We start from the raw sequence: 24527 nt of genomic DNA on the forward strand, positions 1-24527 counted from the left end.
CGAGCTTTCGAAGGCTGGGCACTGCCCCTCACCGCCGTCATTCCGGGTCCGCGTAGCGGAGCCCGGAATCCAGCGCGCCAACGCTGGTGCATTATCCCGATCTGCGCTCCGACGTGGTCGCGACGGTCGATGAACTGCCTGCTAGCCCGGCGCTCTGGGTTCCGGGTTCCGCTGCGCGGCCCCGGAATGACGGCGCGCGCGATTGTCCTCCCCGTACACGGGAAGGCCGATCTCATCTGCGATGACACTGCGAGAAGGGGAGAAGGACGCGTCTCAGGACGTGTCGAACAGCTCGACCGGGACCGAGGCAGCTGTTGCAAGTCTTTCGATGAACGCGCCGAGCCTATCGATCGCGCCGCCCTCATTCCCCGCCTCGTCGGAGGCTTGCCCCCGATGCAGGAACGACAGACGGCACAGATGCGCCGCTATGGCCCGCATGTAGAGCCCGAATGCCCTGAGCGAATCGGCAAGGTCCTCCGCATCGAAGGGAGTGCTGCCGAAGCCGGCCGGCATCGGGACGGGCGTCCAGGGTCTGCGGGCGAAGCTCCGGAGCGTGCCTTCGACATAGGCGCTCAGCAGCGCATTCGCCTGCCAGGCGGCCCAGAGCACACACCAGCGGACCCAGAACGAGCGGCCAGCAGCCTGTTCGGCCATGTCGGCGATCGAGAACAGGCGCATGACGATCCTCGTCATCTCAGCCTGTTCCCTCCCTGCCTTCGCCCTCCAGCCCATCACCGGCTCCCGTTTGACCGGACATAGTGTCGGGCATGTCGGCAGGGGTGGGGATGAAAAAAGTTTCGGCTGTGAGAATCTCCAAGCGGGACAAGGGGTTAGCGGAGAGGGAGCGAAAATCGATCCACCGGAAGGCTGATCCGTGCTTCGTCAGACGTAGGCTCGCCGCGCCCCCTCCACCACGCTTCGCGTGGTCCCCCTCCCCCGTAAACGGGGGAGGATCCGCGCGCTCGACCGTCGCTTCTTGTTCCTTTGATGACGGATGCGTGTGATGACGGATGCGTGCGCAAGGCGCCGAGGCACCTGATCCTCCCCCGTTCACGGGGGAGGGGGACCACACGCAGTGTGGTGGAGGGGGCGCTGGTGTGACACGGGACCGCCGAAGGTGGTGGATGGGACGTCGGCGCTGGGCAGAGGCTTGTCCGCGGCGGGCATCGCCTTCCCGCGGTCTTGCCGGCCGGCGGGTTTGCCGCGCGAGGCGGTGTGTCGGCGCCATAATTTCCCCGTTGCCCTTCCATAGCAGCGATTTTCGGCTAATAAGGCCGCTCTGAACGCGCGGCAGCGCGCCTTGAAGCCACGGTAGGCAGATGTCCGACGACAGTTTCATCCGCGAAGTCAACGAAGAGATCCGCCAGGAACAGGCGAAGGCGATCTGGGACCGTTTCGGACCGATGCTGATCGGCGCCGCCGTCCTCGTGGTCCTCGGCACGGCGGCCTGGGTCGGCTACGACTACTGGCGCACGCAGACGGCCAATGCGTCGGGAGACCGGTTCTCGCAGGCGCTGTCGCTCGCCAACGCAGGCAAGAACGACGAAGCGATCGCAGCGCTCGAGGCGCTGGAGGCCGATGGCTACGGCGCCTATCCGCTGCTTGCGCGCATGCGCGCCGCCACGGTGCTCGCCGACAAGGGCGATTTCGACGGCGCGGTGAAGCAGTTCGACGAGGTGGCCGCCGACGGCTCGATCCCCGGCTCGATCCGCGACATGGCGCGGCTGCGCGCGGCGCTGATCCTGGTCGACCACGGCACGCAGGCGGACGTCGCCTCGCGCGTCGAGGCGCTGACCGCCGAGACCAATCCGCTGCGCCACTCGGCCCGCGAGGCGCTGGCGCTCGTCGCCTGGAAGGACGGCAAGTTCGCCGACGCGCTGACCCTGTTCGACCAGATCGCCGCCGATTCCGCCGCCCCGCGCAACAACCGCGAGCGCGCCACACTGATGTCCGAGCTGATCCGCAGTTCGGGTTCCGCGTCCTGACGCGCCCATGAGCTACACCGTCGCCATTGTCGGCCGTCCCAATGTCGGCAAGTCGACGCTGTTCAACCGCCTCGTCGGCAAGCGGCTGGCACTGGTCGACGACACGCCGGGCGTGACGCGCGACCGCCGCCGCCACGAAGCCAAGCTCTACGACCTCTATTTCGACGTGATCGACACGGCCGGCCTGGAGGTCGCCGACCGGTCCTCGCTCGCGGGGCGGATGACGGCCGGCACCGAGAAGGCGCTCGAAGAGGCCGACCTGATCTTCTTCGTCATCGATTCGAAGGCGGGCGTGACGCCCGACGACCGCACCTTCGCCGACGTCGCCCGCCGCTCGGGCAAGCCGGTGATCCTCGTCGCCAACAAGGCCGAGGCGCGCGGCGCCGAAGGGGGCATGCTGGAAGGCTGGGAACTCGGCCTCGGCGAGCCGGTGCCGATCTCGGCCGAGCATGGGCTGGGCCTGCCCGACCTGCGCGACGCGGTGATCGCGGCGCTCGGCGAGGAGCGCGCGCTGGGCGAGGACGAGGAGGAACTCGATCCGCTCGACGATGCGCCGCTGATCGGCGAGGACATCGCCGACCCGGACGCGGAGGAAATCCCTGCCTACGACCCGACCAAGCCGATGCGCATCGCCGTCATCGGCCGCCCGAACGCCGGCAAGTCGACGCTGATCAACGCGCTGATCGGCGAGGAGCGGCTGTTGACCGGCCCGGAAGCCGGCATCACCCGCGATTCGATCTCGGTCGAATGGGAATATGCCGGGCGCAAGCTCAAGATGTTCGACACGGCCGGCATGCGCCGCAAGGCGAAGGTGCAGGAGAAGCTCGAAGTGCTGTCGGTGCAGGACGGCCTGCGCGCCATCCGCTTCGCCGAGGTCGTGATCATCGTGCTCGACGCGACGATCCCGTTCGAGAAGCAGGACCTGCAACTGGCCGACCTGATCGTGCGCGAGGGCAGGGCGCCCGTGATCGCCTTCAACAAGTGGGACCTGATCGAAACCCCGCAGCAGACGCTGGCCGAACTGCGCGAGAAGACCGAGCGGCTTTTGCCGCAGGTGCGCGGCATCCAGGCGGTGCCGGTGTCGGCCGAGACCGGCCGCGGGCTCGACAAGCTGATGCAGGCCGTGATGGCCACGCACGAGACCTGGAACATCCGCATCTCGACCGGCCGTCTTAACCGTTGGCTGGAGGGCGTTCTGGCGCACCACCCGCCGCCGGCCATCGCCGGACGGCGGCTGAAGATAAAATACATCACCCAGGCGAAGACGCGCCCGCCGGGCTTCGTGTTGTCCGTCACCCGGTCGGATGCCTTCCCGCAATCCTATTTGCGCTATCTGATCAATGGTTTGCGCGAGACGTTCAGCATTCGCGGCGTGCCGGTGCGCATGGTGCTGCGCGAGACGGACAACCCGTTTGCGGGCCGGGCGAAGAAGAAGAACTGAGTCGAAAAGGCTGGCGGCTGCATTACTCGGTCGTCATCCTCGGGCTTGCCCCGAGGATCTGCCGAGGTCGGCGAGTGGATGTTGCCGTGCAAGTTCTCGCATGCAGGTAGATCCTTGGGACAAGCCCAAGGATGACGCGGCGTAGAGCGAAGCGCCAACTGCATCCCATCCTCGTCGATACGGCACGGCCGCGACGCTCAAACCAAAACGTCGCAGAGCCAGCCACATTTGCGCTTGCCGCCCGCCACATTGCCGTCCCGACGCGGCTGTTAACCGCCCATCAAGGTTAATGCATCACCTTGGCCCTCAAGTTGTGTGATGTCGCGTCCTGGAGAGTGCTTGTGCTTCGTCGGAAGGTTTCTGTGCGTCGTTCGCCGCTCGTGGGCCAACGCAATCTGACGTCCCCCATCCTTGTCGGTCTTGCGCTGTGGCTCGGCTTTCCGACCATCGCGGCCAAGCAGGACATGACCAGCCTGATCTCGGGCGGCGATTCGGGGGCTGCCCGCTGGGGCGCCTTCGTCGAGCGCGCGGTCGCGGGCTCCGTCCACCAGGGCGAGATGAAGTTCGTCGATGCGATGCCGACCGGCACGATCTCGGGGGCGGGCGTGCGCACCGCAGAGCTCGGCGCCGTCGCCTTCAGCGGCAAGACGGAAGCAAGCGACACACCAGACGAGGCGCGCATCCACCGCGCCGACAAGCAGGGCCGCATCCTCAAGGTCGCCCCGGTCGCTCCGCCCAAGGCTTTCAATGCCGGCTCGGTGTTCGAGCGCCAGAGCTGGCTGCGTCCCGTCGTCGGCGGCACGCAGGCGATGGCCTTCGTCAAGCCTGAGATCAAGGGCAAGGAAATCCAGATCGCCAGCGCCTTCTACGTGCGCCAGGAGAAGAGGAAGGATCCCGGCGTGCCGGCGATGCTCGCCTCGCTCATCACCAACGACAAGGCCGACATCCTCGCCACCGCCTATGCGCCCGCCAAGCCGGACTATGCGAAGGCCTCGCCCTTCGCGAGCCTCCTGAAGGAGGAGGACCCCAATGCCGGGCGCTTCGTGCCGCCGCTGGCGCCGGGCGACCATGCCTGGATGAAGGAGCCGCTGCCGGCGCACGTCTTCACCTCGGCCGAGCAGAAATGCCTTGCGACCGCGATCTATTTCGAGGCGCGCGGCGAGAGCCTGCGCGGCCAGGCCGCAGTCGCCCAGGTGGTGCTCAACCGCGTCCGCAACCCCACCTATCCGGGCACGGTGTGCGGCGTGGTCTACCAGAACTCCAACTGGCGCAACCGCTGCCAGTTCTCCTTCGCCTGCGACGGCATCCCGGATCGCGTGCTCAGCCCCGCCGCCTACAAGACCGCCGAGGAGATCGCCATGGCGGTCACCGCAGGCAAGATCTTCATCGAGGAAGTGGGCTCCTCGACGCATTACTATGCGCAGTACGTCAGCCCGCGGTGGGCGCGCTCGATGGAGAAGATGAAGAAGATCGGCCTGCACATCTTCTACCGCACCTATGGCGGCGGCTGGAGCTGACCGGCGCCTCGAATGAGGCGTCCGTGTGCCGCCGCCGTGGCGCGGATTCGGCACATGCGTTTCCGCAAATGCTCCGGGCGGTTTGTCGCACCGGATCAAGTGGCTGATTTTCCTCAATAAAATACATACACAACCAATCGCTTCCCCGGCTTGACTGGGGGGAGGCCCCTAACTATGTTGCGGCCGACTTTAAAGCGGGCTGCGGGGTGTGGCAGGCCGGACGGGGAGGTTGCGGTGGCCGGACCGAAAAGGCCAGTCGAAACCGGTGGCTCCGGGCCAGGACTTCCACCCACGGGGCACCGTGAAGGCGATCTCGACAAGCGTATGCGCGACCTCGAGGCGGCGATCGCAGCGCGGCGACCCGAAAGGAAGCCCGACGATCCCGCGACGCGGACCGGTGGGTTGTCCGGAATGGGCTACGCACTGCGTCTGTCGAGCGAGTTCATCGCCGGCGTGGTCGTCGGAGCGGCGATCGGCTGGATCGTCGACAGATTGGCGGGGACGTCCCCCTGGGGGCTGATCGTCTTTCTGTTCCTCGGCTTCGGCGCCGGGGTGTTGAACATTCTTCGTTCGGCGGGTCTTATCGCCGAGCACAAGATCCGGAAGCCGGACGGCGACGGGTCGAAAGACAAGTAAAAGCGCCATCCGGCGCACGAAGGACGAGGGCAAAGGTGGCAAACGATCCCATCCACCAATTCGTGATCAACGAGATCGTGCCGATCGACATCGCCGGCATGAACTTCTCGTTCACAAATTCCTCGCTGTTCATGGTCGCGACCGCCGTCGGCGCCGCCGGCTTCCTTTACCTCACGACGTCGAGCCGCGGCCTGATCCCGAGCCGCATGCAGTCGATCTCGGAAATGTCCTACGAGTTCATCGCCAACATGCTGCGCGACGCCGCCGGCACGGCTGGCATGAGGTTTTTCCCGCTCGTCTTCTCGCTGTTCATGTTCATCCTCGTGGCGAACCTGTTCGGCATGTTCCCCTACTTCTTCACCTTCACGAGCCACATCATCGTGACCTTCGCGCTGGCGATGCTGGTGATCCTGACGGTGGTGGGTTACGGCTTCTACAAGCACGGCTTCGGCTTCCTGAAGCTGTTCGTGCCGCACGGGGTGCCCGGCATCCTGGTGCCGCTGGTCGTGGCGATCGAGGTGATCTCGTTCCTGTCGCGTCCGATCAGCCTCTCGGTTCGTCTCTTCGCCAACATGCTGGCCGGTCACATCACGCTGAAGGTGTTCGCGGGCTTCGTGACCTCGCTGTCGGCGATGGGTGCCGCGGGCGTTGCCGGCGCCGTGTTGCCGCTCGCCATGACAGTGGCGCTGACCGGCCTCGAATTCCTCGTCGCCTTCCTGCAGGCCTACGTCTTCGCGGTGCTGACCTGCATGTATCTCAACGACGCCATCCATCCGGGACACTAAGGACCGGGACCCTGTCACCGGCGGGCAGCCGCCAGAACACGACATCCTCGATACCTACCCAAGGAGTTTTGAAATGGACGCAGAAGCAGCTCGTTACATCGGCGCCGGCATCGCATGCCTCGGCATGGGCGGCGCAGGCATCGGCCTGGGCTCGATCTTCGGCAACTACCTGGCGGGCGCGCTGCGCAATCCGTCGGCTGCCGACGGCCAGTTCGGCCGCCTGATCTTCGGCTTCGCCGTGACGGAAGCTCTGGGCATCTTCTCGCTGCTCATCGCGCTGCTCGCGCTGTTCGGCTGATCGAAGACGAAACCGGGCCGGGCCGCCGTCGCGCGGCCTGTCCGGCATAGGGGAATTCCATGTTCGTGACACCTGGCTACGCGCAGGAACACGCTCCCGCCTCGGGCACGACCCAGGGCGGCGATGCGCACGGTGCTGCGGAAGGCGCCGCCCACACCGAGGCGGCCGGCGACGCGCACGGCAAGGCCGGCTTCCCGCCGTTCGAGCCGACCTATTTCCCCTCGCAGTTACTCTGGCTGGCGATCACGTTCGGCCTGTTCTACCTCTTCCTCAAGAAGGTGGTGCTGCCGCGCATCGGCGGCATCCTCGAGGTGCGCCGCGACCGGATCGCGCATGATCTGGACACGGCCGCCCGCCTGAAGGAGGACGCCGACGCCGCCATTGCCGCCTACGAGCAGGAACTGGCCGACGCGAGGGCGAAGTCCAACAAGATCGCCAACGATGCCCGCGACGCGGCGAAGGCGGAAGCCGACGCCGAGCGCAAGGAGGTCGAGGCCCAGCTCAACACGAGGCTGGCCGACGCCGAGACCCGCATCTCCCAGGTTCGCGCCTCGGCGATGAAGGATGTCGGCGCGATCGCCGAGGAGACCGCCACCGCGATCGTCCAGTCGCTCGTCGGCTCCGCCGACAAGGCCGCGGTCGCCGCCGCGGTCAAGTCGGCCGAATAGGAGACGCGCCATGGACGCCACATTCTGGGCAACAGTCGGCCTCGTCATCTTCCTCGCGATCGTCGTCTACCTGAAGGTTCCGGGCATGATCGCCGGCCAGCTCGACAGCCGGGCCGACAAGATCCGCGACGAGCTGGAGGAAGCGCGCAAGCTGCGCGAGGAGGCGCAGCAGTTGCTCGCCGAATACCAGCGCAAGCGCAAGGAATCGGAAGCCGAGGCCGCGAGCATCGTCGACGCAGCCAAGCGCGAGGCGAAGATCCTGGCAGCCGATGCCAAGACGAAGACCGAGGAATATGTCGCCCGCCGCACCGCCTTTGCCGAGCAGAAGATCGCCCAGGCCGAGCGCGACGCGATCGCCGAGGTTCGCGGCCGCGCCGTCGACATCGCAATCGAGGCGGCGCGCAAGGTGCTCGGCGACAAGGTTGACGCCAAGGCCGCAGGCCAGCTCTTCCAGGCCTCTGTCGACGCGGTGAAGACCAAGCTCAACTGACGGCTTCAGCCTGAACGAATCGCGGCCCTGGGCAATGCCCGGGGTCGTTTTCGTTTGTGGCGAGCAATGCTGGCGCTCTTTGCGCAGAGCCCCTACGCCGCCTTGAAGGGCGAGAAGGACATACGGTGCAGGCCGGGCAGGGGGCCGTGGGCGCCGATGCCGGCGAGATGCGCCTCGGTGCCGTAGCCGGCGTGGCGCTCGAAGCCGTAGGCGGGGTGGATCGTGCCGCAATGGGCGAGCATCCGGTCGCGGGTGACCTTGGCGACGATCGAGGCAGCGGCGATCGACTGAGAGCGCTGGTCGCCCTTGACCAGCGCCTGGCCCTCGCAGGCGAGGCCCGGCGGAATGTCGCGCCCGTCGGCGAGCACCAGAAGCGGCGGCAGCGAAAGAGCAGCCACCGCGCGGCGCATCGCCTCCAGGCTCGCCTTGCGGATGTCGCTGCGGTCGATCGAAACGGCACAGACCGAAGCGACGCCGACCGAGATCGCCGAGCCGATGATCGTGAGATAGACCCGCTCGCGGGCCTCCAGCGTCATGCGCTTGGAATCGTCGAGGCCGTCGGGGATGGCGTCGGGGTCGAGGATGACCGCCGCCGCCACCACGGGCCCGGCGAGCGGCCCGCGGCCGGCCTCGTCGGTGCCCGCCACCGGCCAGACGCCGCGCTTGCGCGAACGACGCTCGACGCTGAAGTCGGGCTTCAGCGGGATGTCGAAAAGAAGCGGAGAATCGGAACGCGGGCGAGCCATGTTGCGGCGAGACTCGCACCGCGTCCGATTCTCCGCAAGGCCTTCCGGTGGGGGGGAACCGGCAAGGCGCCGTCCGAGGCGGGGACAACGTCGGACGGGAACTGGTTTCCTTCTCCCCTTGTGGGAGAAGGTGGATCGGCCGAAGGCCGAGACGGATGAGGGGTGCTGGGCGGAGTGAATGGTTCTAGGTTTTTGAGATCGTTCCTGTTTCGAATGTCTGCGTTCCACGCAGCACCCCCCATCCGACCTCACCTTCGCTGCGCTTCGGTTCGGCCACCTTCTCCCACAAGGGGAGAAGGACGGGAGCAGCGAGAGGTGTCAGAGCAGCATCAGTTGCTCCCCCTTGGCGCTGGGGGCCTTGAACAGGTCGGTGCGCAAGGGGCGCTTCTCGATGTTGAGGCCGAGCCGCTTGGCCGTCATCTCGAAACGGCGGCCGATCTGCCAGGCATAGGGGCCGGTGCCCTTCATCCGCTTGCCCCATTCCGCATCGTAGTCCTTGCCGTCGCGCATCGAGCGGATCAGCGAGGTCACGTGGCGATAGCGGTCCGGATAGTGGCGCAGCAGCCATTCCTTGAAAACCGGGCTCACCTCCAGCGGCAGGCGCAGGATGATGTAGCCGGCCTCCTTCGCGCCCGCATGCGCAACCGATTCCAGGATCCGCTCGATCTCGTGGTCGGTCAGGCCCGGCACGACCGGCGCGACCATGGCCGAGACCGGGATGCCGGCCTCAGACAGCGTGCGCAGCGCCTCCAGCCGGCGCGCCGGCGTCGCCGCGCGCGGCTCCATCGTGCGGGCGAGCTTCGGGTCGAGCGTGGTGACCGAGAGCGCGACCTTGGCGAGACCCTTTTCGGCCATGCGGCCGAGAATGTCCGCGTCGCGCATCACCAGCGCCGACTTGGTGACGATGCCGACCGGATGGTTGAACGCCTCCAGCACCTCCAGCACCTCGCGCATGATGCGCCATTTCTTCTCGATCGGCTGGTAGGGGTCGGTGTTGGTGCCGATCGCGATCGTGCGCGGCTTGTAGCCCTCTTTCGACAGCTCCTTTTCAAGCAGGCGCGCGGCATCCGGCTTGGCGAACAGCTTGGATTCGAAATCGAGACCCGGCGACAGGCCCATATAGGCGTGCGTGGGGCGGGCGAAGCAGTAGACGCAGCCGTGCTCGCAGCCGCGATAGGGGTTGATCGAGCGGTCGAACGAGATGTCGGGCGACTCGTTGCGCGTGATGATCGCGCGCGGCTTCTCCACCTGCACCTCGGTTTTGAACGCCGGCAGTTCGTCCAGCGAGGACCAGCCGTCGTCGAACACGTGCCGCGACAGGGGCTCGTAGCGGCCCGACGGGTTGATGCCGGCCGCGCGGCCGCGTCGTCGGTCGTCGCCGACGCGCAGTCCACTCTGGTCAATGATGGCATTGGCCATCGCAGCCCTTCCTTCCGTGAAGGCTGCAAGATCGGCGCTGCGAATCTGTTCCATGGCGGCGTTTCCGTAAGAGAATCGGCTGGCGAATCGTCTCTGCGATGAAATTATTCCTACGTCGACAGAGTGAACAAATCAAGAACAAACATCTGCTGCATCGCACAACTGGCCTTTGAGCCGGCTTTACGCTAAGCGAACCTGATGCTCACGGTGCTGATCGAGACGCATAACGACGAGGAGGGGCTCGCGCGCACGCTAAGCTCGCTGGTGGCGGGCTCGGTGGAGGGCGTCGTGCGCGAGGTTCTGGTCCACGATCGCGGCTCGACCGATCACACCACACTGGTAGCGGACCATACAGGGTGCGTCCTGGTTGGGGAGGGGGATCTGCCTGCCCGGCTACGCCACGCCCGTGGCGACTGGTTTCTTGTTCTGGAGCCGGGCGCACGGCTGACTGACGGTTGGACGGAGGCGGTGATGCTGCACATGACGGCGACGTCGAAACCGGCTCGCTTCACTCGCTCGCGGATCGGCCGCCCCCGCTTCCTGGCGCGCCTGTTCTCGACGAGGCGACCGTTCGCCGACGGGCTCCTGATTTCGAAGCGCCAGGCGCTGGCGCTTCTGAAGGACGGGGCAGAACTGAAGACGATCGCTCGCCGACTCTCCACGACGCGCACACCCGCAGAGATCGTGTCGTCGCCGAAACGGTAGACAGCCAGACGATGATGGACGGGGCGGCGTCCGCGCCGCCCCCAAACATCGGCTATGGGTTTTTGTGCGCGGTGACGTAGGCTTTCAGGACCGCCTGCATCTTGGTCAGGTGACCCTTGCCGCCCGCCTGCTGGTGAAAGAACTCGAATACGTCGGGGTCTAGCTTCAGGTGGACGGAACGAGGCCGCTTTGGTCCCTCGATCTTCGCCTTTGCCCAAAATTCAGCATCGAGGCTTTCGCCTTCCGGCGCATTCGGATCGTGGAACAATTCATTCCGATCCTTCATCCGCCTTATGTCGGCGAGCGATGCCCGCCTGATATCCGACTCGCTCATCGCGGCCTCCTTTCCATGCGGTAATCAAGCGAGTGAAACCGTTCGGCTCGGTGTGCACGACGACGAAGCACTCGCCATCGACCTCGCCCAATGAGATCAGTCTTTCCTCACCATAGTCCTTGCGGTCGTCGGGACGCGTGAGAACCTCGCCTTCGAATATCAGCGCGGCATAGACCATATCGACGCCACGCTCTCTGATGACCTGCTGCCGCTTCTTCTCGTCCCACTCGAGTTGTAAACAAGCCGTCCAGCTTAGAGCTCATAGTCAAAATGATACACGAAAAGTGTACATCGCACAAGGCCGGGTCACCTAGCCGCCGCCCCGCCTCAGATGCTCGTCCAGCCGCGGCATGATTTCCACGAAGTTGCAGGGCATGTGGCGGTAGTCGAGCTGGGCCTTGATGATGCCGTCCCAGGCGTCCTTGCAGGCGCCGGGGGAGCCGGGGAGGACGAAGACGAAGGTGGCGTTGACCACGCCGCCGGTGGCCCGCGACTGGATCGTGGAGGTGCCGATCTTGTCGTAGGAGATGCGATGGAAGACTTCCGAGAAGCCGTCCATGCGCTTCTCGAAGATCGGTTCCAGCGCCTCCGGCGTGACGTCGCGGCCGGTGAAGCCGGTGCCGCCGGTGGTGATGACCACGTCGATGCGCTCGTCCTTCGACCAGCCGAGCACTTTGGCGGAAATCAGCGCCTTGTCGTCGGTGACGATCGCGCGGTCGACCAGCACGTGGCCGGCTTCCGCGATGCGGTCGGCGAGCGTCTGGCCGGACTTGTCGTCGGCCAGCGTGCGGGTGTCGGAGACGGTCAGCACCGCGATGCCGACCGGGATGAAGGGGCGGGTCGCGTCGATGCGGCTCATGCGGGCATGTCCCCCGAGATGGTGTTGCGCGTCGCCGCGACGAACCAGCCCGGCCTGCGCTTGCGGATCTCGCTCGCGGCGCGCTTGGCGAGGTTGCCGCTCTCGAACAGGCCGAAGCAGGTGGCGCCCGAGCCGGACATGCGCACGAAGTGCGCGCCCGCCTTGCGAAGCGCGGCGAGCGTCTCGCCGATGGCCGGCTCCAGCGCGCGCGCCGGCGCCTCGAGGTCGTTGCGGGTGGTCTCCAGCCAGTTGCAGAGGGTGTGGAAGTCGAGCCGGCCGGGCAGCGTGGGCAGCGGTTCGCTGTCGCGGCTGGCAAGTGCCGCGAAGACCGCCGCAGTCGACAGGGCGACGCCGGGGTTGACGAGCACGATGCCGAGGCTCGGGAAACCGTCGACCGGCGTGATCTCCTCGCCGATGCCGCGCGCCAGAAGCGGCCGGGCGGCGAGGCACATCGGCACGTCGGCGCCGAGGCCGAGACCGATGCGGGCGAGGCGATTGTCGTCGGGGGACAGGTCCCAGAGCCGCGCGAGACCGTGCAGCACGGCGGCCGCGTCGCTCGAACCGCCGCCGACACCGGAGGCGACGGGGAGGTTCTTCTCCAGCGCGATGTGAACGGGGTCGGCGCGGCCGAACTCGGCGCGCATGGTGTTCAGCGCGCGCAGGACGAGATTGCTGTCGTCGAGCGGCAGTCCTTCGGCATAGGGGCCGGTGATCTCGAACCGGTTCTCGTCCGAGGGGGCGATCGTCACGCGGTCGCCGAAGCGGGTGAAGGCGACGAGGCTGTCGAGCAGATGGTAGCCGTCGGGCCGCCGGCCCGTGACGTGCAAAGCGAGGTTGAGCTTGGCCGGCGCGAGGACGGCCGTCATGTCCTGGATCAAGGGTGCGCCGTCAGTCCTTGGCGACGCGGTATTCGCCGGTCACGGGATCCTTGACCAGCGTTCCGGTCGCCTGGTTCCTGGCTTCCTGCTCTGCCCGGCGCAGCCGCGCCGAAACGCGTTCCGCCTCGCGGATGAAGGAGCGATAGCCGACATAGGCGACGACGCCGACGACGATGAGCAGGATCAGTTGCGGCATGTCCTTGGCGCCTCCTCAGCGCAGACACAGACCAGTTTCATGCCGGCAACGGCCAGCGTTCCGGAGCATACTATGCCCGTTTCGCGGCGGATCAAAGGCCGAACCGCGCCCAGAGCGCACGTTCGCTTGCCGCGTCCGCGATTCCGTGCGCCGCCGAGGCGGCGATGTCCTGCGTTCCGCGGCCCGAGAGGCTTCCGCCCAGGAGCCCGATCCGGCGGCCGAACAGCCCGCGCTGCGGCGAGATGAGCTTGAGGCGCACCTTGGCGCCGTAGCGCTCGCGCAGGAAGCCGCGCATGTCGCCCAGCGCGTCGACCAGGCCGAGCACCAGTCCGCGCTTGCCCGACCAGAACAGGCCGGTGAACAGGTCTGGATCGTCGGCGAGCTTCACCCCGCGCCGGTCCTTGACGAGGTCGATGAAGGTCTCGTGCACTTCGAGCTGGAGTTCCTTCAGCTTCTGGACGTCCTCGGGACGCTCCTCGCGGAAGGGATCGAGGACCGCCTTGTTGCGACCGGCGGTGTGGACTCGGCGCTCGACGCCGATCTTCTTCAACAGTTCCGGGAAGCCGAACGAGGCCGAGACGACGCCGATCGAGCCGACGATGGAGGAAGGATCGGCGATGATCTCGTCGCCCGCCACCGCGATCATGTAGCCGCCGGACGCCGCGACGTCCTCGACGAAGACGAGCACGCGCTTGTTCTTCTCCTCGGCGAGGTCGCGGATGCGCTTATAGATCAGCCGTGACTGCACTGGCGAGCCGCCGGGCGAGTTGATCGAGATCGCCACCGCCGGCGCGTTCTTGTAGGCGAAGGCCTTCTCGATCAGCCCCGCGGTCGAGGCCAGCGACAGCGAGGGCCTGAACTGCCCGCCGCCCGCCATGATCGTGCCCTGCAGGCGGATGACGGGGATCGTCACCACGTCGGATCGCATGGACGACGGCAAAAGGCGCTTGAGAAAGCTGAACACAGGCGGGAGACTCCGGTTTTCTCCGATGTAGGGAGCGGACGCGAAAGCGCAATGGCGGCCGGGCTCAGTCGCCGAACAGGCTTGCCTGACCGTTGATGATCACATCGGCGCGGGCGGAGAGGGCGTTTCCCTGCGCCGCGTGCAGCACCAGGGGCGGCAGGAGCCTGAGTGCTGCGCGCGACCCGCGCTTGCCGCGCACGACGATGCGGATCGCCGGCTCCTCCGGGCGGGGATGGACCGGCACGATCTCGGCTCCGCCGAGCCGGCCGGCGAAGGCCGACAGGATCTGCGGCAGCGACACCGGCCGCGCGATGATCGCGACCATGCCGCGCGGCTTTACGATCGCGGCGGCGGTGCGGACCCAGGCTTCGATCAGGTCCGGGTGCATGACGTGGGCCGTCTTGCGCAGCCCGTCGGGCGTGGCTCGGTCGTCCGGCGCGTTGAACGGCGGGTTCATGATCGCGGCGTCGAAGGAATTGTCCGCGAGACCGGCGGCCGCGCGCGCCTTGCCGGCAAGCTCGATGTCGGCGGCGAGGATCGCGGCCCGCCCGGCGAGCGAGGCGTTTTCCGCTACGCCGAGCGTCAACTGCGCCGCCTCCACCATCGCCGGTTCGCGTTCCACCAGCGTCGCGCGGGCGCCGGGGCAGCGGGAGAGCACGGCAAGGCCCGCGGCACCCGCTCCGGCGCCGAGATCGGCGAGACCGCCGGCGAAGCTGCCCGGCACGGCGGCCGCCAGCACCAGCGTGTCCATGCCGGCGCGGTGGCCGTCTCGCGGCTGGACGAGGTGGAAGGCGCCGCGATGGAAGGCGTCGAGCGTGTGGCCGGCGGGCAACGAGGGCGGCGCCACGCTCAGGCGTCGCGGATTTCGTCGGCGACGCCGGCTTCGGCGAGAAGCGTGCGGGCCTCGTCCAGGCGGTCTTCCTCGACCATGACCCGGCGCTGCAGGATGCCGAGCGAGCCCTCCGTCATCGACATGTTCTGGTCGGCGACGAAGAAGATGATGCCGGCATCGCGCAGCAGCGCCTCGATGAAGGAGATGACGACTGGGTCGTTGGTGCGGACGAGTTCGATCATGGCCAAGGGTGGCAGGCTGGCATCGTGACGTAAAGAGCTTCGATGCCGTTCGGGTTCCATGGCTTGAAATGCGCGCCGGCGCGTGGTCATCCGGGCAATGTCCGATCTCGCCGCCTATGCCGGCCTCTTCGCCGTCGCCTTCGTCGCCGCGACCATCCTGCCGGCCCAGTCCGAGGCGGCTCTTGTCGCGTTGCTTGTGGCCGGCGCGCAGGAGCCGGTGGCGCTCGTCGCGGTCGCGAGCCTCGGCAACACGCTCGGCGCCGTGGTGAACTGGGCGCTGGGGCGCGGCGTGAGCCGTTTTTCCGGCCGGCGCTGGTTTCCCGTCACGCCAGCCCAGCTCGACCGCGCGACGCGCTGGTACCGCCGCTGGGGGCGCTGGAGCCTGCTGTTGAGCTGGGCGCCGGTGGGCGGCGACGCGCTGACCGTCGCGGCCGGCGTGCTGCGCGAACCCCTGTGGAGTTTCGTCCTGCTGGTTGGATTGGCGAAGACGGCGCGCTATGTGGTGCTGGCGGCCGCGACGATGAACTTTGTGTGACCGCATGCGCTGGTTCCGCGCCAATTCGCCACTTGCCCAACGGGCGACGGCGGACATAGGGTCGCGGCGAAAATGCCGGGTCTACCGGCACGAGACGGGAGTATGTCCGTGGGTGTTGTTGTATCGCTCGACGAAGGCAAGAAGAGCGCCTCGGTCAAGCCGCTGGTCGAGCTCACGTCGGCCGACATGGCGCGGGTCAACGAACTGATCCTCTCCAAGGCCGGCTCGAACGTCGAGATGATCCCCGAGATCGCCAATCACCTGATCTCCTCGGGCGGCAAGCGGCTGCGGCCGATGCTCACCCTCGCGGCGGCGCAGATGTTCGGCTATTCCGGCGACAGCCACGTCAAGCTCGCCACCAGCGTCGAGTTCATGCACACGGCGACGCTGCTGCACGACGACGTGGTGGACGAGAGCGACCTGCGCCGCGGCAAGAAGACGGCGCGGATGATCTGGGGCAACCAGGCGAGCGTTCTGGTGGGCGACTTCCTGCTCGGCCAGGCCTTCCGCATGATGGTCGACGTTGGCTCGATCGACGCGCTCGACATCCTGTCCACGGCGGCTTCCGTCATCGCCGAGGGCGAGGTCTGGCAGCTCGCCGCCGCCAAGAACATGGAGACGACCGAGGACGAATACCTGCAGGTGATCAAGGCCAAGACAGCGGCGCTGTTCTCGGCCGCGGCCGAGGTCGGCCCGGTGATCGCCGGCGCGACGAGGGCCGAACGCAACGCGCTGCGCTCCTACGGCACCAATCTCGGCCTCGCCTTCCAGCTCGTCGACGACGCGCTCGACTATGGCGGCAATTCCAAGGACCTCGGCAAGAACACCGGCGACGATTTCCGCGAGGGCAAACTGACCTTGCCGGTGATCCTGGCCTATCGCCGCGGCACGGCGGCGGAACGCGAGTTCTGGAAGGGCGCCATCGAGGACGGCGTCTCGGGTGACGCCGAGCTGGAAAAGGCGACCGGGCTGATGATTCGCCACGGCGCCATCGCCGACACGGTCGGCCGCGCCCGCCATTTCGGCGACATCGCCCGCGACGCGATCGCGCCGCTGAAGTCGACGCCGCAGAAGCAGGCGCTGCTGGAAGTCATCGACTTCTGCATCAGCCGGGTGGTCTGAACCGGACACCGGCAACGGTCGATGCGCAGGTTGAAGCCTGTCCGCAAAAAGGCCATGCTTGGGTGTGATTTGTGCGAAGCTTCACCAGGCGCGCTGAAAGGGTGGCGATGCGGATGAGAAAGTTGGGCTGGCTTGCCTCCGTGGCGCTCGCCGTCGTCGTCGGTGCGACCGCTGCCCCGGCATCCGGACAGACCGCCCCCGAACCGCTGGGCGTGACCTCGTTCTCCGGCGCCTATCTGGCCGGCCGCGCGGCCGAGGCCGACAACGATCTCGACGCCGCGATCGAATATTACAAGCGCGCGCTCGTGTCCGACCCGGACAACGAGCCCGTGCAGCAGAGCATCATGCTGGCGCTGATCGCCGACGGCCAGTTCGAGAAGGCGCTGCCCTTTGCGGAAAGGCTGAAGGCCGTGCCCGACGTCGAGCGCTTCTCGCGCGTGGCGCTCGCCGTCGATGCCTTCCGCAAGAAGGATTTCGCGGAAGCCGAATACATGCTGAAGCTCAGCCTGTCGTCCGATCTCGACAAGCTGATCGCCGGCGTCATGACCGCCTGGGCCAAGGCCGGTGCCGGCGACGCCAAGGGCGGGATCGAGCATCTCGGCACGCTGGAAGGGCCGCAGTGGTACGGCCTGTTCCTCAACATCCACCGCGCGCTGATCGCCGACTATGCCGGCCTGAAGGACGAGGCGGAGAAGGCCTATGACGAGACGGTGTTGGCCCGTTCCGCCGCCGACGTTGCGCCGGAAGCCTATGTCCGCCTGATCGAGGCCTATTCCGGCTTCCTGGCGCGCAAGGGCGACAAGGCCAAGGCGCTGGACGTGCTGCGCCGGATCGACGAGTTCTCGCCGTCGCGCCCGTCGACGGCGGCGCTGCGCAAGGACATCGTCGGCGGCCGGCCGATCCCGCTTCTCGCGCCCACCCCGCAGGAGGGTGCCGCCGAACTGCTGCTCGACGTCGGCAGCGCGCTGAACCGCGGCGGCGGCGAGGCCTTCGTGCGCCTCTATCTCCAGTTCGCAAGGGCGCTCTCGCCGAAGAACGACGCGGTGCTGATCCAGCTCGGCGCGGTGGCGGAACAGCAGCAGAAGCTGGAGGAGGCGATCAAGTTCTACGGCGAGGTCTCGCCGAAATCGCCGCTGAAGCGCATCTCCGAGCTGCAGCTCGGCCTCAACCTCGCCGAACTGAAGCGCACCGACGAGGCCGTGTCGCATCTCACCAAGCTGATCGAGATGGACCCGACCGACATGCGCGCCTATCTGGCGCTGGGCGGCACCTATGCGGGCGAGGAGAAGTTCCGCGAGGCGGCCGGCGTCTACGACCGCGCCGTGGCGCAGCTCAAGAACCCGGTGCGTTCCGACTGGAGCGTGTTCTACCAGCGCGGCATCGCCTATGAGCGGCTGAAGGAGTGGCCGAAGGCCGAGCCGAACTTCAAGAAGGCGCTGGAACTGTTCCCGAACCAGCCGCAGGTGCTGAACTATCTCGGCTATTCCTGGATCGACATGAACACCAATCTCGAGGAAGGCCTCGAGATGATCAAGAAGGCGGTCGACCTCAGGCCGTCCGACGGCTTCATCATCGATTCGCTCGGCTGGGGCTATTACCGGCTCGGCCGCTACGAGGAAGCGGTGACCGAGCTTGAGCGCGCGGTTGCGCTGCAGCCGGCCGATCCGGTGCTCAACGACCATCTGGGCGACGCCTACTGGCGCGTCGGCCGCAAGCTGGAGGCGACCTTCCAGTGGTCGCACGCCCGCGACCTGAAGCCCGAGCCGGACCTGCTGGCCAAGGTGACCGAGAAGCTGGCCAAGGGCCTGCCCGACGAGCCGCCGCGCGCAATGGCAGCGCTCGACACGAAGCCGGCGGCGAATACGGCCACCGACGCCTCGCCCGCCGACGGACCGAAGGTCGATGTCGCGCCCGAGCCGCAGGCCACGCAGCAGGCGGCGGCACCTGCGGCCCCGGCGCAGCAGGGCCAGTCCTATACGGTGGGGCCGGGCCAGTCGCTGTGGTCGATCGCGGTGGACAAGCTCGGCGATGGCCAGCGGTTCGGCGAGATTCTCGACCTCAACCCGTCGCTGGGACGCAATCCGAACCTGATCTATCCGGGACAGGAGCTGAAGCTGCCCTGACGGGCTTGCAACTCGGACCGCCGCGCCCCCCCCATCCGGCCGCGTCTCACGTCTCCTCTCCCCTCGGGGTGAGGGGATGTGGCGCCTTAGTTGCCGATGCCGTAGCGCGGCTTGACCGGGCAGGCGACCCAGGCGCCGTTTTCGCGCTTGGAGCAGGTGAGCCTGAGCCTCGACAGCTTGCGCTCCGCCGGGTTCTCCTTGACGCAAAGGCAGTTCGCCTCCGACATCCTCAACACGTCGCAGCCCGGTGTGACGCAGAGATAGCCTGTCACCTCGTCGCGCTCGTTGAAGCCGCCGTCGCGGCCGGATGGGAAGTTCTGCGCCGACGCGGTGGAGACTGCGAACAGGCCAAGGGCGAGCAGGCCGGCAAAGCCGAACGCGCGGCGGGGGATGGGTCTCAGCATTGGGGTCTCCTGTCTGCGCTCAGAGACTGTTTGGAAATTCTACTCTGGCGGCCATCTGATGGCGTTTTCTGCGCTTCCGGTGCTCACGGACCCAAGTGTCCGCTCCGCTCCGCTCCTCGAAACCACCACCAGCTGACTCGCCAGAGCGAATTTCGAAACAGTCTCTCAGCGCGGCGCATCGCACTGCTGCCGGCTCTTCATGTCGGTGCAGGCATAGCGCACCTTCTCGCGCCGCGTCTCGTTCGGATTGAGCTTCTGGCACAGGCAGCTGGTGCCGGGAAGCGCGACCGTGTCGCAGAACGGCGTCACGCAGCGATAGCCGCTGACCGGATCGTACGCGTCTCCGGCATAGGTTGCGCCGCCGGCGTCCTGCGCGCGCGCTGCCCCTGCGGCGCAGAGGGCAAACAGTCCCGCGGTCGCGACAAGTCGAATGATGGTGGCCGGCATGACAGTTCTCCCTGCGGTCGTTGATCTCATGGCAGAAACGCTTCGCGCACGCGATCTCGTTCAGCACGGCGATCACAATCGCGCGACCGGGCGAGCCTTGACCCCCTGTCGCGCGGGGAATAGGACGGCGCCGACCCTTTTCGCCTGAGAGAGGCACCCCGTGACCGAACTTCAGCAGGCCGGCCAGCGCCCGGCCTACATGGACCCGACGCGCTCCTTCCAGGGCCTGATCCTGACGCTGCACGACTATTGGGCGCGCTATGGCTGCGTCGTGCTCCAGCCCTACGACATGGAGGTCGGCGCCGGCACGTTCCATCCGGCCACGACGCTGCGCGCGCTCGGCCCCCGCCCGTGGCGTGCGGCCTATGTGCAGCCCTCGCGCCGGCCGAAGGACGGCCGCTATGGCGAGAACCCGAACCGGCTGCAACACTACTACCAGTATCAGGTGATCCTGAAGCCGAACCCGCCCAACCTGCAGGAGCTCTATCTCGGCTCGCTGGCGGCGATCGGCGTCGACCCGCTGCTGCACGACCTGCGCTTCGTCGAGGACGACTGGGAGAGCCCGACGCTGGGTGCCTGGGGGCTGGGCTGGGAGTGCTGGTGCGACGGCATGGAAGTGTCCCAGTTCACCTATTTCCAGCAGGTCTGCGGCATCGAATGCGCGCCCGTCTCCGGCGAGCTGACCTACGGCCTTGAGCGGCTGGCGATGTATGTCCAGAACGTCGACAACGTCTACGACCTGAACTTCAACGGGCTGGAAGGCGACGAGAAGGTGACCTACGGCCAGGTGTTCCTGCAGGCCGAGCAGGAATATTCGCGCCACAATTTCGAACATGCCAACACCGAGGCGCTGTTCCGCCACTTCGAGGACGCCGAGCGCGAATGCCAGGCGCTGCTGGCGGCCGGCGCTCCGGCGGCGGGCTCGAACAACGCCATGCACAAGATGGTCTTCCCGGCCTACGACCAGTGCATCAAGGCAAGCCATGCCTTCAACCTGCTCGACGCGCGCGGCGTGATCTCGGTCACCGAGCGGCAGAGCTACATTCTGCGCGTGCGCAACCTCGCCAAGGCCTGCGGCGAGGCCTTCCTGCTGACGGATGCCGGCGGCATGGAGAAGGCCGCCTGACATGGCGCGCGAAGCCCTCACCATCCTGCCCCCGGGACGGCCGCTCGTCGGCCGCGCCGCGCCGCCGGGCTCGAAGTCGATCACCAACCGCGCGCTGCTGCTCGCCGGCCTGGCGAAGGGCACGAGCCGGCTGACGGGTGCGCTGAAGAGCGACGACACGCGCTATATGGCGCAGGCCTTGCGCGCGATGGGGGTGAGCGTCGGGGAGCCGGACGCGACGAGTTTCGTGGTCGAGAGCTCGGGTGTCTTGAAGGCGCCGGAGAAGCCGCTGTTCCTCGGCAATGCCGGCACGGCGACGCGCTTTCTCACGGCGGCCGCGGCCCTGGTGAACGGCACAGTGGTCGTCGACGGCGACGAGCATATGCGCAAGCGGCCGATCGCGCCGCTGGTGGAGGCGATGCGGGCGCTCGGCATCGACGTGTCCGCGCCGACCGGCTGCCCGCCGGTGACGGTGCATGGCACGGGCGGCTTCGAGACCGACAGGGTCCTGATCGATGGCGGGCTTTCCAGCCAGTACGTTTCGGCGCTGCTGATGATGGCGGCGGGCGGCGGCAGGCCGGTGACCGTGGAGCTGACGGGCGAGCACATCGGCGCGCTCGGCTATATCGACCTGACGACGGCGGCCATGCAGGCTTTCGGCGCGAAGGTGGAGCGTCTGGACGCGATCCGCTGGCGGGTCGAGCCGACCGGCTACCGCGCCACCGACTATCTGATCGAGCCCGACGCCTCGGCCGCGACCTATCTCTGGGCGGCGGAAGTGCTGACCGGAGGGGCGATCGACCTCGGCGTGCCGGCGCGCGAGTTTTCTCAGCCGGACGCGAAGTCGCACGAGCTGATCGCCGCGTTCCCGCACATGCCGGCCGTGATCGACGGCTCGCAGATGCAGGACGCGGTGCCGACGCTGGCGGTGCTGGCCGCCTTCAACGACACGCCGGTGCGCTTCACCGGCATCGAGAACCTGCGCGTCAAGGAATGCGACCGCATCCGCGCGCTCTCGACCGGGCTGAACGGCATCCGGCAAGGGTTGGCGACCGAGGAGGGGGACGACCTCGTCGTTGCCTCCGATCCCGACCTCGCAGGTTCGACGCCTGCGCGCATCGACACCTTTGCCGACCATCGCATCGCCATGAGCTTCGCGCTTGCGGGGCTGAAACTTTCCGACATCACCATCCTCGACCCCGACTGCGTGGGCAAGACGTTCCCGGCCTATTGGGACACGCTCGCTTCGCTGGGGGTCTCCTACAAGGCCTGACCCATGCCGGACCTTCTGCTCGAACTCCGCTCCGAGGAAATCCCCGCCCGCATGCAGCGCAAGGCGGCGGGCGACCTGAAGAAGATGATCACGGACGGTCTGGTCGAGGCCGGGCTGACCTACGAGGCCGCGCGCGAATACTGGACGCCGCGGCGGCTGGCGCTCGATATCCGCGGCGTCACGGCGCGTTCCAAGGACGTGCACGAGGAGATCAAGGGTCCGTCCACCTCTGCGCCCGAACAGGCGATCCAGGGCTTTTTGCGCAAGGCGGGGCTGTCGGACGTTGCGCAGGCGCATGTCCATTCCGATCCGAAGAAGGGTGATTTCTACGTCGCGCATATCTCGAAGCCCGGCCGGGCGGCGGAAGAGGTGATCGCCGGGCTGGTGCCGGCGACGATCCGGAAATTCCCGTGGCCGAAGGAGATGCGCTGGGGCGCGGCGTCGGGGCCGAAGGGCCGCCGCTACGGCAGCGTCGAGGGCAGGGGAGGCGAGGTGCTGCGCTGGGTGCGCCCGCTACAGTCGATCGTATGCACCTTCGGGCCGGAGACCGAGGAGCCGGTCGTCGTCGCCTTCGAGGTCGACGGCATTGCGTCGGGCAACGTCACCTACGGCCACCGCTTCCACGCGCCGGGTGCGATCACCGTGCGGCGGTTCGAGGACTATGTCTCGAAGCTGGAGGCGGCCAAGGTCGTGCTCGACGCCGAGCGGCGCAAGGAGATCATTCGCGCGGACGCGAAGAACCTCGCGTTTGCGGCGGGCCTGGAACTGGTCGAGGACGAGGGCCTGCTGGAGGAGGTCTCGGGTCTGGTCGAATGGCCGGTCGTGCTGATGGGCGAGTTCGAGGAGGACTATCTCCAGATCCCGGCCGAGGTGATCCGGCTGACCATCCGGGCGAACCAGAAGTGTTTTGTCTGTGCGCCGCCGGCCGGCGCCCTTTCGGACGGCTTGACGCTGAGTGACGGAAGGCTCTCCAACCGCTTCCTGCTCACCGCCAACATCGAGGCCTCCGACGGCGGCGCCGAGATCGCGCGGGGCAACGGCAAGGTTGTGCGGGCGCGGCTGTCGGACGCGCTGTATTTCTGGCGGACCGACCAGGCGAACCTGCCGGACCGCGACGCGCTCAAGGACAGCGCGACGAAATTCGGCCTCGACCTCGCCAAGCCGCTCGACCAACGCATGGCCCGCCTCGATCATCTCGGCGTGACGTTCCACGCCAAGCTCGGCACGCAGGGCGAGCGGGTGCAGCGCATCGCGCGGCTGGCTGAGGACATCGCTCCGTTGGTCGGCGCCGATCCGGCGCTCGCCCGCCGCGCGGCGGTTCTGGCCAAGGCGGACTTGCAGACGGAGGTCGTTGGCGAGTTTCCGGAACTGCAGGGCGCGATGGGGCGGAAGTATGCGCAGCTGCAGGGCGAGGATGCCTCGGTCGCGGCAGCGATCGAGGAGCACTACAAGCCGCAGGGCCCGAGCGATTCCATCCCGACCGAGCCGGTGTCGATCGCCGTGGCGCTGGCGGACAAGCTGGATGTGCTGGTGGGATTCTGGACGATCGACGAGAAGCCGACCGGGAGCAAGGACCCATACGCGCTGCGGCGGGCGGCGCTGGGGGTGGTACGGATCCTGGTGGAGAATGGGATTCCAACAAATCTGGAGGCCGTCCTGCGTCGCAGTTGGTCATATTACCTTTTGCGAAGAGTTGTCCTTACCGAGGAGTCATTGGAGTGGCCTCACCAAGAAGATGACCGATTTGATGGGTTCTTTCTGCCAGTCAGTGACGAAATACTCAGCTTGGTCGTTCCTAGCAGTACTGACGACTTAGTGCCTATCAAAGTGTTGCAATCCGCACCTCTCAAAATCGAGAAACCAGCATACATCCTCTCCGCGAGTGAGGAGCGGATTGACCACGATGAAGATCTTGTCGAATTGCGACTTGAGGGTCGCGGGTTTGAAGAGGAAAGGCCTGAGCCGATTTGGGATGTTATTTATGGTAACGATCGGCTCCTCTCCTTCTTCCACGACCGCCTGAAAGTCTATCTCCGCGACAAGGGTGCGCGGCATGATCTGATCGACGCGGTCATCACACCGGCGGCCGACGACCTCCTCGCCATCGTGCGCCGCGTCGAGGCGCTGGGTGAGCTTCTGGCGACGGACGCCGGCAAGAATCTCCTCGCTGGCACGAAGCGCGCGGCGAATATTCTGGCGGCGGAGGAGAAGAAGGGGACTGCCATCGCCGACGCGGTCAATCTCGCGCTGTTCCGTCATCCGTCGGAGACGGTGCTGTTCGACGCGGTGAATCATGCCGAGAAGAGCGCGGCGGAAGCGATTGAACGCCAAGACTTTTCCGCTGCCATGCGTTCGCTTGCAGCATTGCGTGAACCGGTTGATTCATTCTTCGAGGATGTTCTCGTGAATGATGAGGATCAGGCCGTGCGGGCGAACCGGCTGGCGCTGCTGGCGCGCATCCGCTCCGTCACCGGCCAGGTCGCCGACTTCTCGAAGATCGCCGGCTGAGGCCTGCCGGACGTC

The 24527-nt window shown here is 67.0% G+C and carries 27 protein-coding genes and 1 pseudogene; 15 read left to right on the forward strand and 13 right to left on the reverse strand.

From position 1 onward, the window contains the following. Nucleotides 1-273: 273 nt before the first annotated feature. The gene (locus B9Z03_RS12085; protein WP_139832247.1) at nucleotides 274-732 is read right to left on the reverse strand and encodes a hypothetical protein; all 459 of its coding nucleotides are present in this window, start codon (nucleotides 730-732) and stop codon (nucleotides 274-276) included. Between the two features lie 587 nt (nucleotides 733-1319). Here B9Z03_RS12085 and B9Z03_RS12090 point away from each other — a divergent pair. The 8 genes from B9Z03_RS12090 (at nucleotide 1320) to B9Z03_RS12125 (ending at nucleotide 7820) form a co-directional block, all read left to right on the forward strand. After that, a complete protein-coding gene (locus tag B9Z03_RS12090) occupies nucleotides 1320-1985 on the forward strand; it encodes a tetratricopeptide repeat protein (RefSeq protein ID WP_085464428.1) in 666 nt (221 codons plus the stop codon). 7 nt (nucleotides 1986-1992) lie between these two features. Then, nucleotides 1993-3426 carry a ribosome biogenesis GTPase Der gene (gene der, locus B9Z03_RS12095; RefSeq protein ID WP_085464429.1) on the forward strand — a complete coding sequence of 478 codons (1434 nt, stop codon included), beginning with the start codon at nucleotides 1993-1995 and terminating at the stop codon, nucleotides 3424-3426. Nucleotides 3427-3788: 362 nt separating this feature from the next. Further along, nucleotides 3789-4943: a cell wall hydrolase gene (locus B9Z03_RS12100; RefSeq protein ID WP_244561727.1), complete on the forward strand. Its 1155-nt coding sequence runs from the start codon at nucleotides 3789-3791 to the stop codon at nucleotides 4941-4943. Between the two features lie 234 nt (nucleotides 4944-5177). Continuing rightward, entirely contained in the window at nucleotides 5178-5579 is a 402-nt protein-coding gene (locus tag B9Z03_RS12105) for an AtpZ/AtpI family protein (protein ID WP_085464430.1), read from the forward strand. Between the two features lie 35 nt (nucleotides 5580-5614). After that, nucleotides 5615-6364: a F0F1 ATP synthase subunit A gene (locus tag B9Z03_RS12110; RefSeq protein ID WP_085464431.1), complete on the forward strand. Its 750-nt coding sequence runs from the start codon at nucleotides 5615-5617 to the stop codon at nucleotides 6362-6364. A gap of 73 nt (nucleotides 6365-6437) precedes the next feature. Further along, nucleotides 6438-6662 carry a F0F1 ATP synthase subunit C gene (locus tag B9Z03_RS12115; RefSeq protein ID WP_085464432.1) on the forward strand — a complete coding sequence of 75 codons (225 nt, stop codon included), beginning with the start codon at nucleotides 6438-6440 and terminating at the stop codon, nucleotides 6660-6662. 59 nt (nucleotides 6663-6721) lie between these two features. Further along, on the forward strand, nucleotides 6722-7330 hold the full coding sequence (locus B9Z03_RS12120; RefSeq protein WP_085464433.1) for a F0F1 ATP synthase subunit B: 609 nt from the start codon (nucleotides 6722-6724) through the stop codon (nucleotides 7328-7330). Nucleotides 7331-7340: 10 nt separating this feature from the next. Next, the gene (locus B9Z03_RS12125) at nucleotides 7341-7820 is read left to right on the forward strand and encodes a F0F1 ATP synthase subunit B (protein ID WP_085464434.1); all 480 of its coding nucleotides are present in this window, start codon (nucleotides 7341-7343) and stop codon (nucleotides 7818-7820) included. A gap of 92 nt (nucleotides 7821-7912) precedes the next feature. On the opposite strand, the gene B9Z03_RS12130 is transcribed toward B9Z03_RS12125, so the two are convergent. Next, nucleotides 7913-8566 (reverse strand): ribonuclease HII, encoded by a 654-nt coding sequence (locus B9Z03_RS12130; protein ID WP_085464435.1) that lies wholly within the window; start codon nucleotides 8564-8566, stop codon nucleotides 7913-7915. Nucleotides 8567-8884: 318 nt separating this feature from the next. Continuing rightward, nucleotides 8885-10039 carry a PA0069 family radical SAM protein gene (locus B9Z03_RS12135; protein WP_085464436.1) on the reverse strand — a complete coding sequence of 385 codons (1155 nt, stop codon included), beginning with the start codon at nucleotides 10037-10039 and terminating at the stop codon, nucleotides 8885-8887. 144 nt (nucleotides 10040-10183) lie between these two features. Between B9Z03_RS12135 and B9Z03_RS12140 the strand changes: the two genes are divergently transcribed. Next, nucleotides 10184-10690 carry a glycosyltransferase family protein gene (locus B9Z03_RS12140; protein ID WP_085464437.1) on the forward strand — a complete coding sequence of 169 codons (507 nt, stop codon included), beginning with the start codon at nucleotides 10184-10186 and terminating at the stop codon, nucleotides 10688-10690. 52 nt (nucleotides 10691-10742) lie between these two features. Here the strand turns inward: B9Z03_RS12140 and B9Z03_RS12145 are convergent, their stop codons facing one another. The 8 genes and pseudogenes from B9Z03_RS12145 to B9Z03_RS12180 all read right to left on the reverse strand — a co-directional run bounded on the left by B9Z03_RS12145 (nucleotide 10743) and on the right by B9Z03_RS12180 (nucleotide 14995). Beyond that, nucleotides 10743-10958, reverse strand: a complete 216-nt coding sequence (locus B9Z03_RS12145) for a BrnA antitoxin family protein (protein WP_085464438.1) — start codon at nucleotides 10956-10958, stop codon at nucleotides 10743-10745. Between the two features lies 1 nt (nucleotide 10959). Continuing rightward, nucleotides 10960-11238: pseudogene (locus tag B9Z03_RS12150) on the reverse strand (BrnT family toxin); the annotation flags it as partial. Nucleotides 11239-11334: 96 nt separating this feature from the next. Continuing rightward, nucleotides 11335-11883 (reverse strand): molybdenum cofactor biosynthesis protein B, encoded by a 549-nt coding sequence (gene moaB / locus B9Z03_RS12155; RefSeq protein ID WP_085464440.1) that lies wholly within the window; start codon nucleotides 11881-11883, stop codon nucleotides 11335-11337. Then, nucleotides 11880-12749: a 4-(cytidine 5'-diphospho)-2-C-methyl-D-erythritol kinase gene (locus B9Z03_RS12160; RefSeq protein ID WP_085467622.1), complete on the reverse strand. Its 870-nt coding sequence runs from the start codon at nucleotides 12747-12749 to the stop codon at nucleotides 11880-11882. Before B9Z03_RS12160 ends, moaB begins: the two co-directional genes overlap by 4 nt. A gap of 22 nt (nucleotides 12750-12771) precedes the next feature. Continuing rightward, nucleotides 12772-12957, reverse strand: coding sequence for a hypothetical protein (locus B9Z03_RS12165; protein WP_085464441.1), 186 nt, complete (start codon nucleotides 12955-12957; stop codon nucleotides 12772-12774). A gap of 91 nt (nucleotides 12958-13048) precedes the next feature. After that, entirely contained in the window at nucleotides 13049-13885 is an 837-nt protein-coding gene (locus tag B9Z03_RS12170) for a S49 family peptidase (RefSeq protein WP_085467623.1), read from the reverse strand. Nucleotides 13886-13985: 100 nt separating this feature from the next. Continuing rightward, nucleotides 13986-14774 (reverse strand): tRNA1(Val) (adenine(37)-N6)-methyltransferase, encoded by a 789-nt coding sequence (locus B9Z03_RS12175; RefSeq protein ID WP_085467624.1) that lies wholly within the window; start codon nucleotides 14772-14774, stop codon nucleotides 13986-13988. Further along, nucleotides 14771-14995 (reverse strand): putative signal transducing protein, encoded by a 225-nt coding sequence (locus tag B9Z03_RS12180; protein ID WP_085467625.1) that lies wholly within the window; start codon nucleotides 14993-14995, stop codon nucleotides 14771-14773. Before B9Z03_RS12180 ends, B9Z03_RS12175 begins: the two co-directional genes overlap by 4 nt. A gap of 97 nt (nucleotides 14996-15092) precedes the next feature. Between B9Z03_RS12180 and B9Z03_RS12185 the strand changes: the two genes are divergently transcribed. The 3 genes from B9Z03_RS12185 (at nucleotide 15093) to B9Z03_RS12195 (ending at nucleotide 18775) form a co-directional block, all read left to right on the forward strand. Then, on the forward strand, nucleotides 15093-15530 hold the full coding sequence (locus tag B9Z03_RS12185) for a YqaA family protein (protein ID WP_085464442.1): 438 nt from the start codon (nucleotides 15093-15095) through the stop codon (nucleotides 15528-15530). A gap of 108 nt (nucleotides 15531-15638) precedes the next feature. Beyond that, nucleotides 15639-16652, forward strand: a complete 1014-nt coding sequence (locus tag B9Z03_RS12190) for a polyprenyl synthetase family protein (RefSeq protein WP_085467626.1) — start codon at nucleotides 15639-15641, stop codon at nucleotides 16650-16652. Between the two features lie 107 nt (nucleotides 16653-16759). Further along, the gene (locus B9Z03_RS12195) at nucleotides 16760-18775 is read left to right on the forward strand and encodes a tetratricopeptide repeat protein (protein ID WP_085464443.1); all 2016 of its coding nucleotides are present in this window, start codon (nucleotides 16760-16762) and stop codon (nucleotides 18773-18775) included. Between the two features lie 86 nt (nucleotides 18776-18861). On the opposite strand, the gene B9Z03_RS12200 is transcribed toward B9Z03_RS12195, so the two are convergent. Beyond that, entirely contained in the window at nucleotides 18862-19179 is a 318-nt protein-coding gene (locus B9Z03_RS12200; protein WP_085464444.1) for a hypothetical protein, read from the reverse strand. 165 nt (nucleotides 19180-19344) lie between these two features. After that, complete coding sequence (locus B9Z03_RS12205; RefSeq protein ID WP_085464445.1) at nucleotides 19345-19626, reverse strand: hypothetical protein; 282 nt, start codon at nucleotides 19624-19626, stop codon at nucleotides 19345-19347. Between the two features lie 199 nt (nucleotides 19627-19825). Between B9Z03_RS12205 and B9Z03_RS12210 the strand changes: the two genes are divergently transcribed. Genes B9Z03_RS12210 through glyS form a run of 3 tightly spaced genes read left to right on the forward strand, consistent with a single transcriptional unit; the run spans nucleotide 19826 to nucleotide 24512 of the window. Then, on the forward strand, nucleotides 19826-20752 hold the full coding sequence (locus B9Z03_RS12210) for a glycine--tRNA ligase subunit alpha (protein ID WP_085467627.1): 927 nt from the start codon (nucleotides 19826-19828) through the stop codon (nucleotides 20750-20752). Nucleotide 20753: 1 nt separating this feature from the next. Continuing rightward, a complete protein-coding gene (locus B9Z03_RS12215; protein WP_085464446.1) occupies nucleotides 20754-22004 on the forward strand; it encodes a 3-phosphoshikimate 1-carboxyvinyltransferase in 1251 nt (416 codons plus the stop codon). Between the two features lie 3 nt (nucleotides 22005-22007). Continuing rightward, nucleotides 22008-24512 (forward strand): glycine--tRNA ligase subunit beta, encoded by a 2505-nt coding sequence (gene glyS / locus B9Z03_RS12220; protein ID WP_085464447.1) that lies wholly within the window; start codon nucleotides 22008-22010, stop codon nucleotides 24510-24512. The last annotated feature ends 15 nt before the right edge of the window (nucleotides 24513-24527 follow it).

It is taken from the genome of Mesorhizobium australicum (genome assembly GCF_900177325.1).
Lineage (GTDB): Bacteria > Pseudomonadota > Alphaproteobacteria > Rhizobiales > Rhizobiaceae > Mesorhizobium_A > Mesorhizobium_A australicum_A.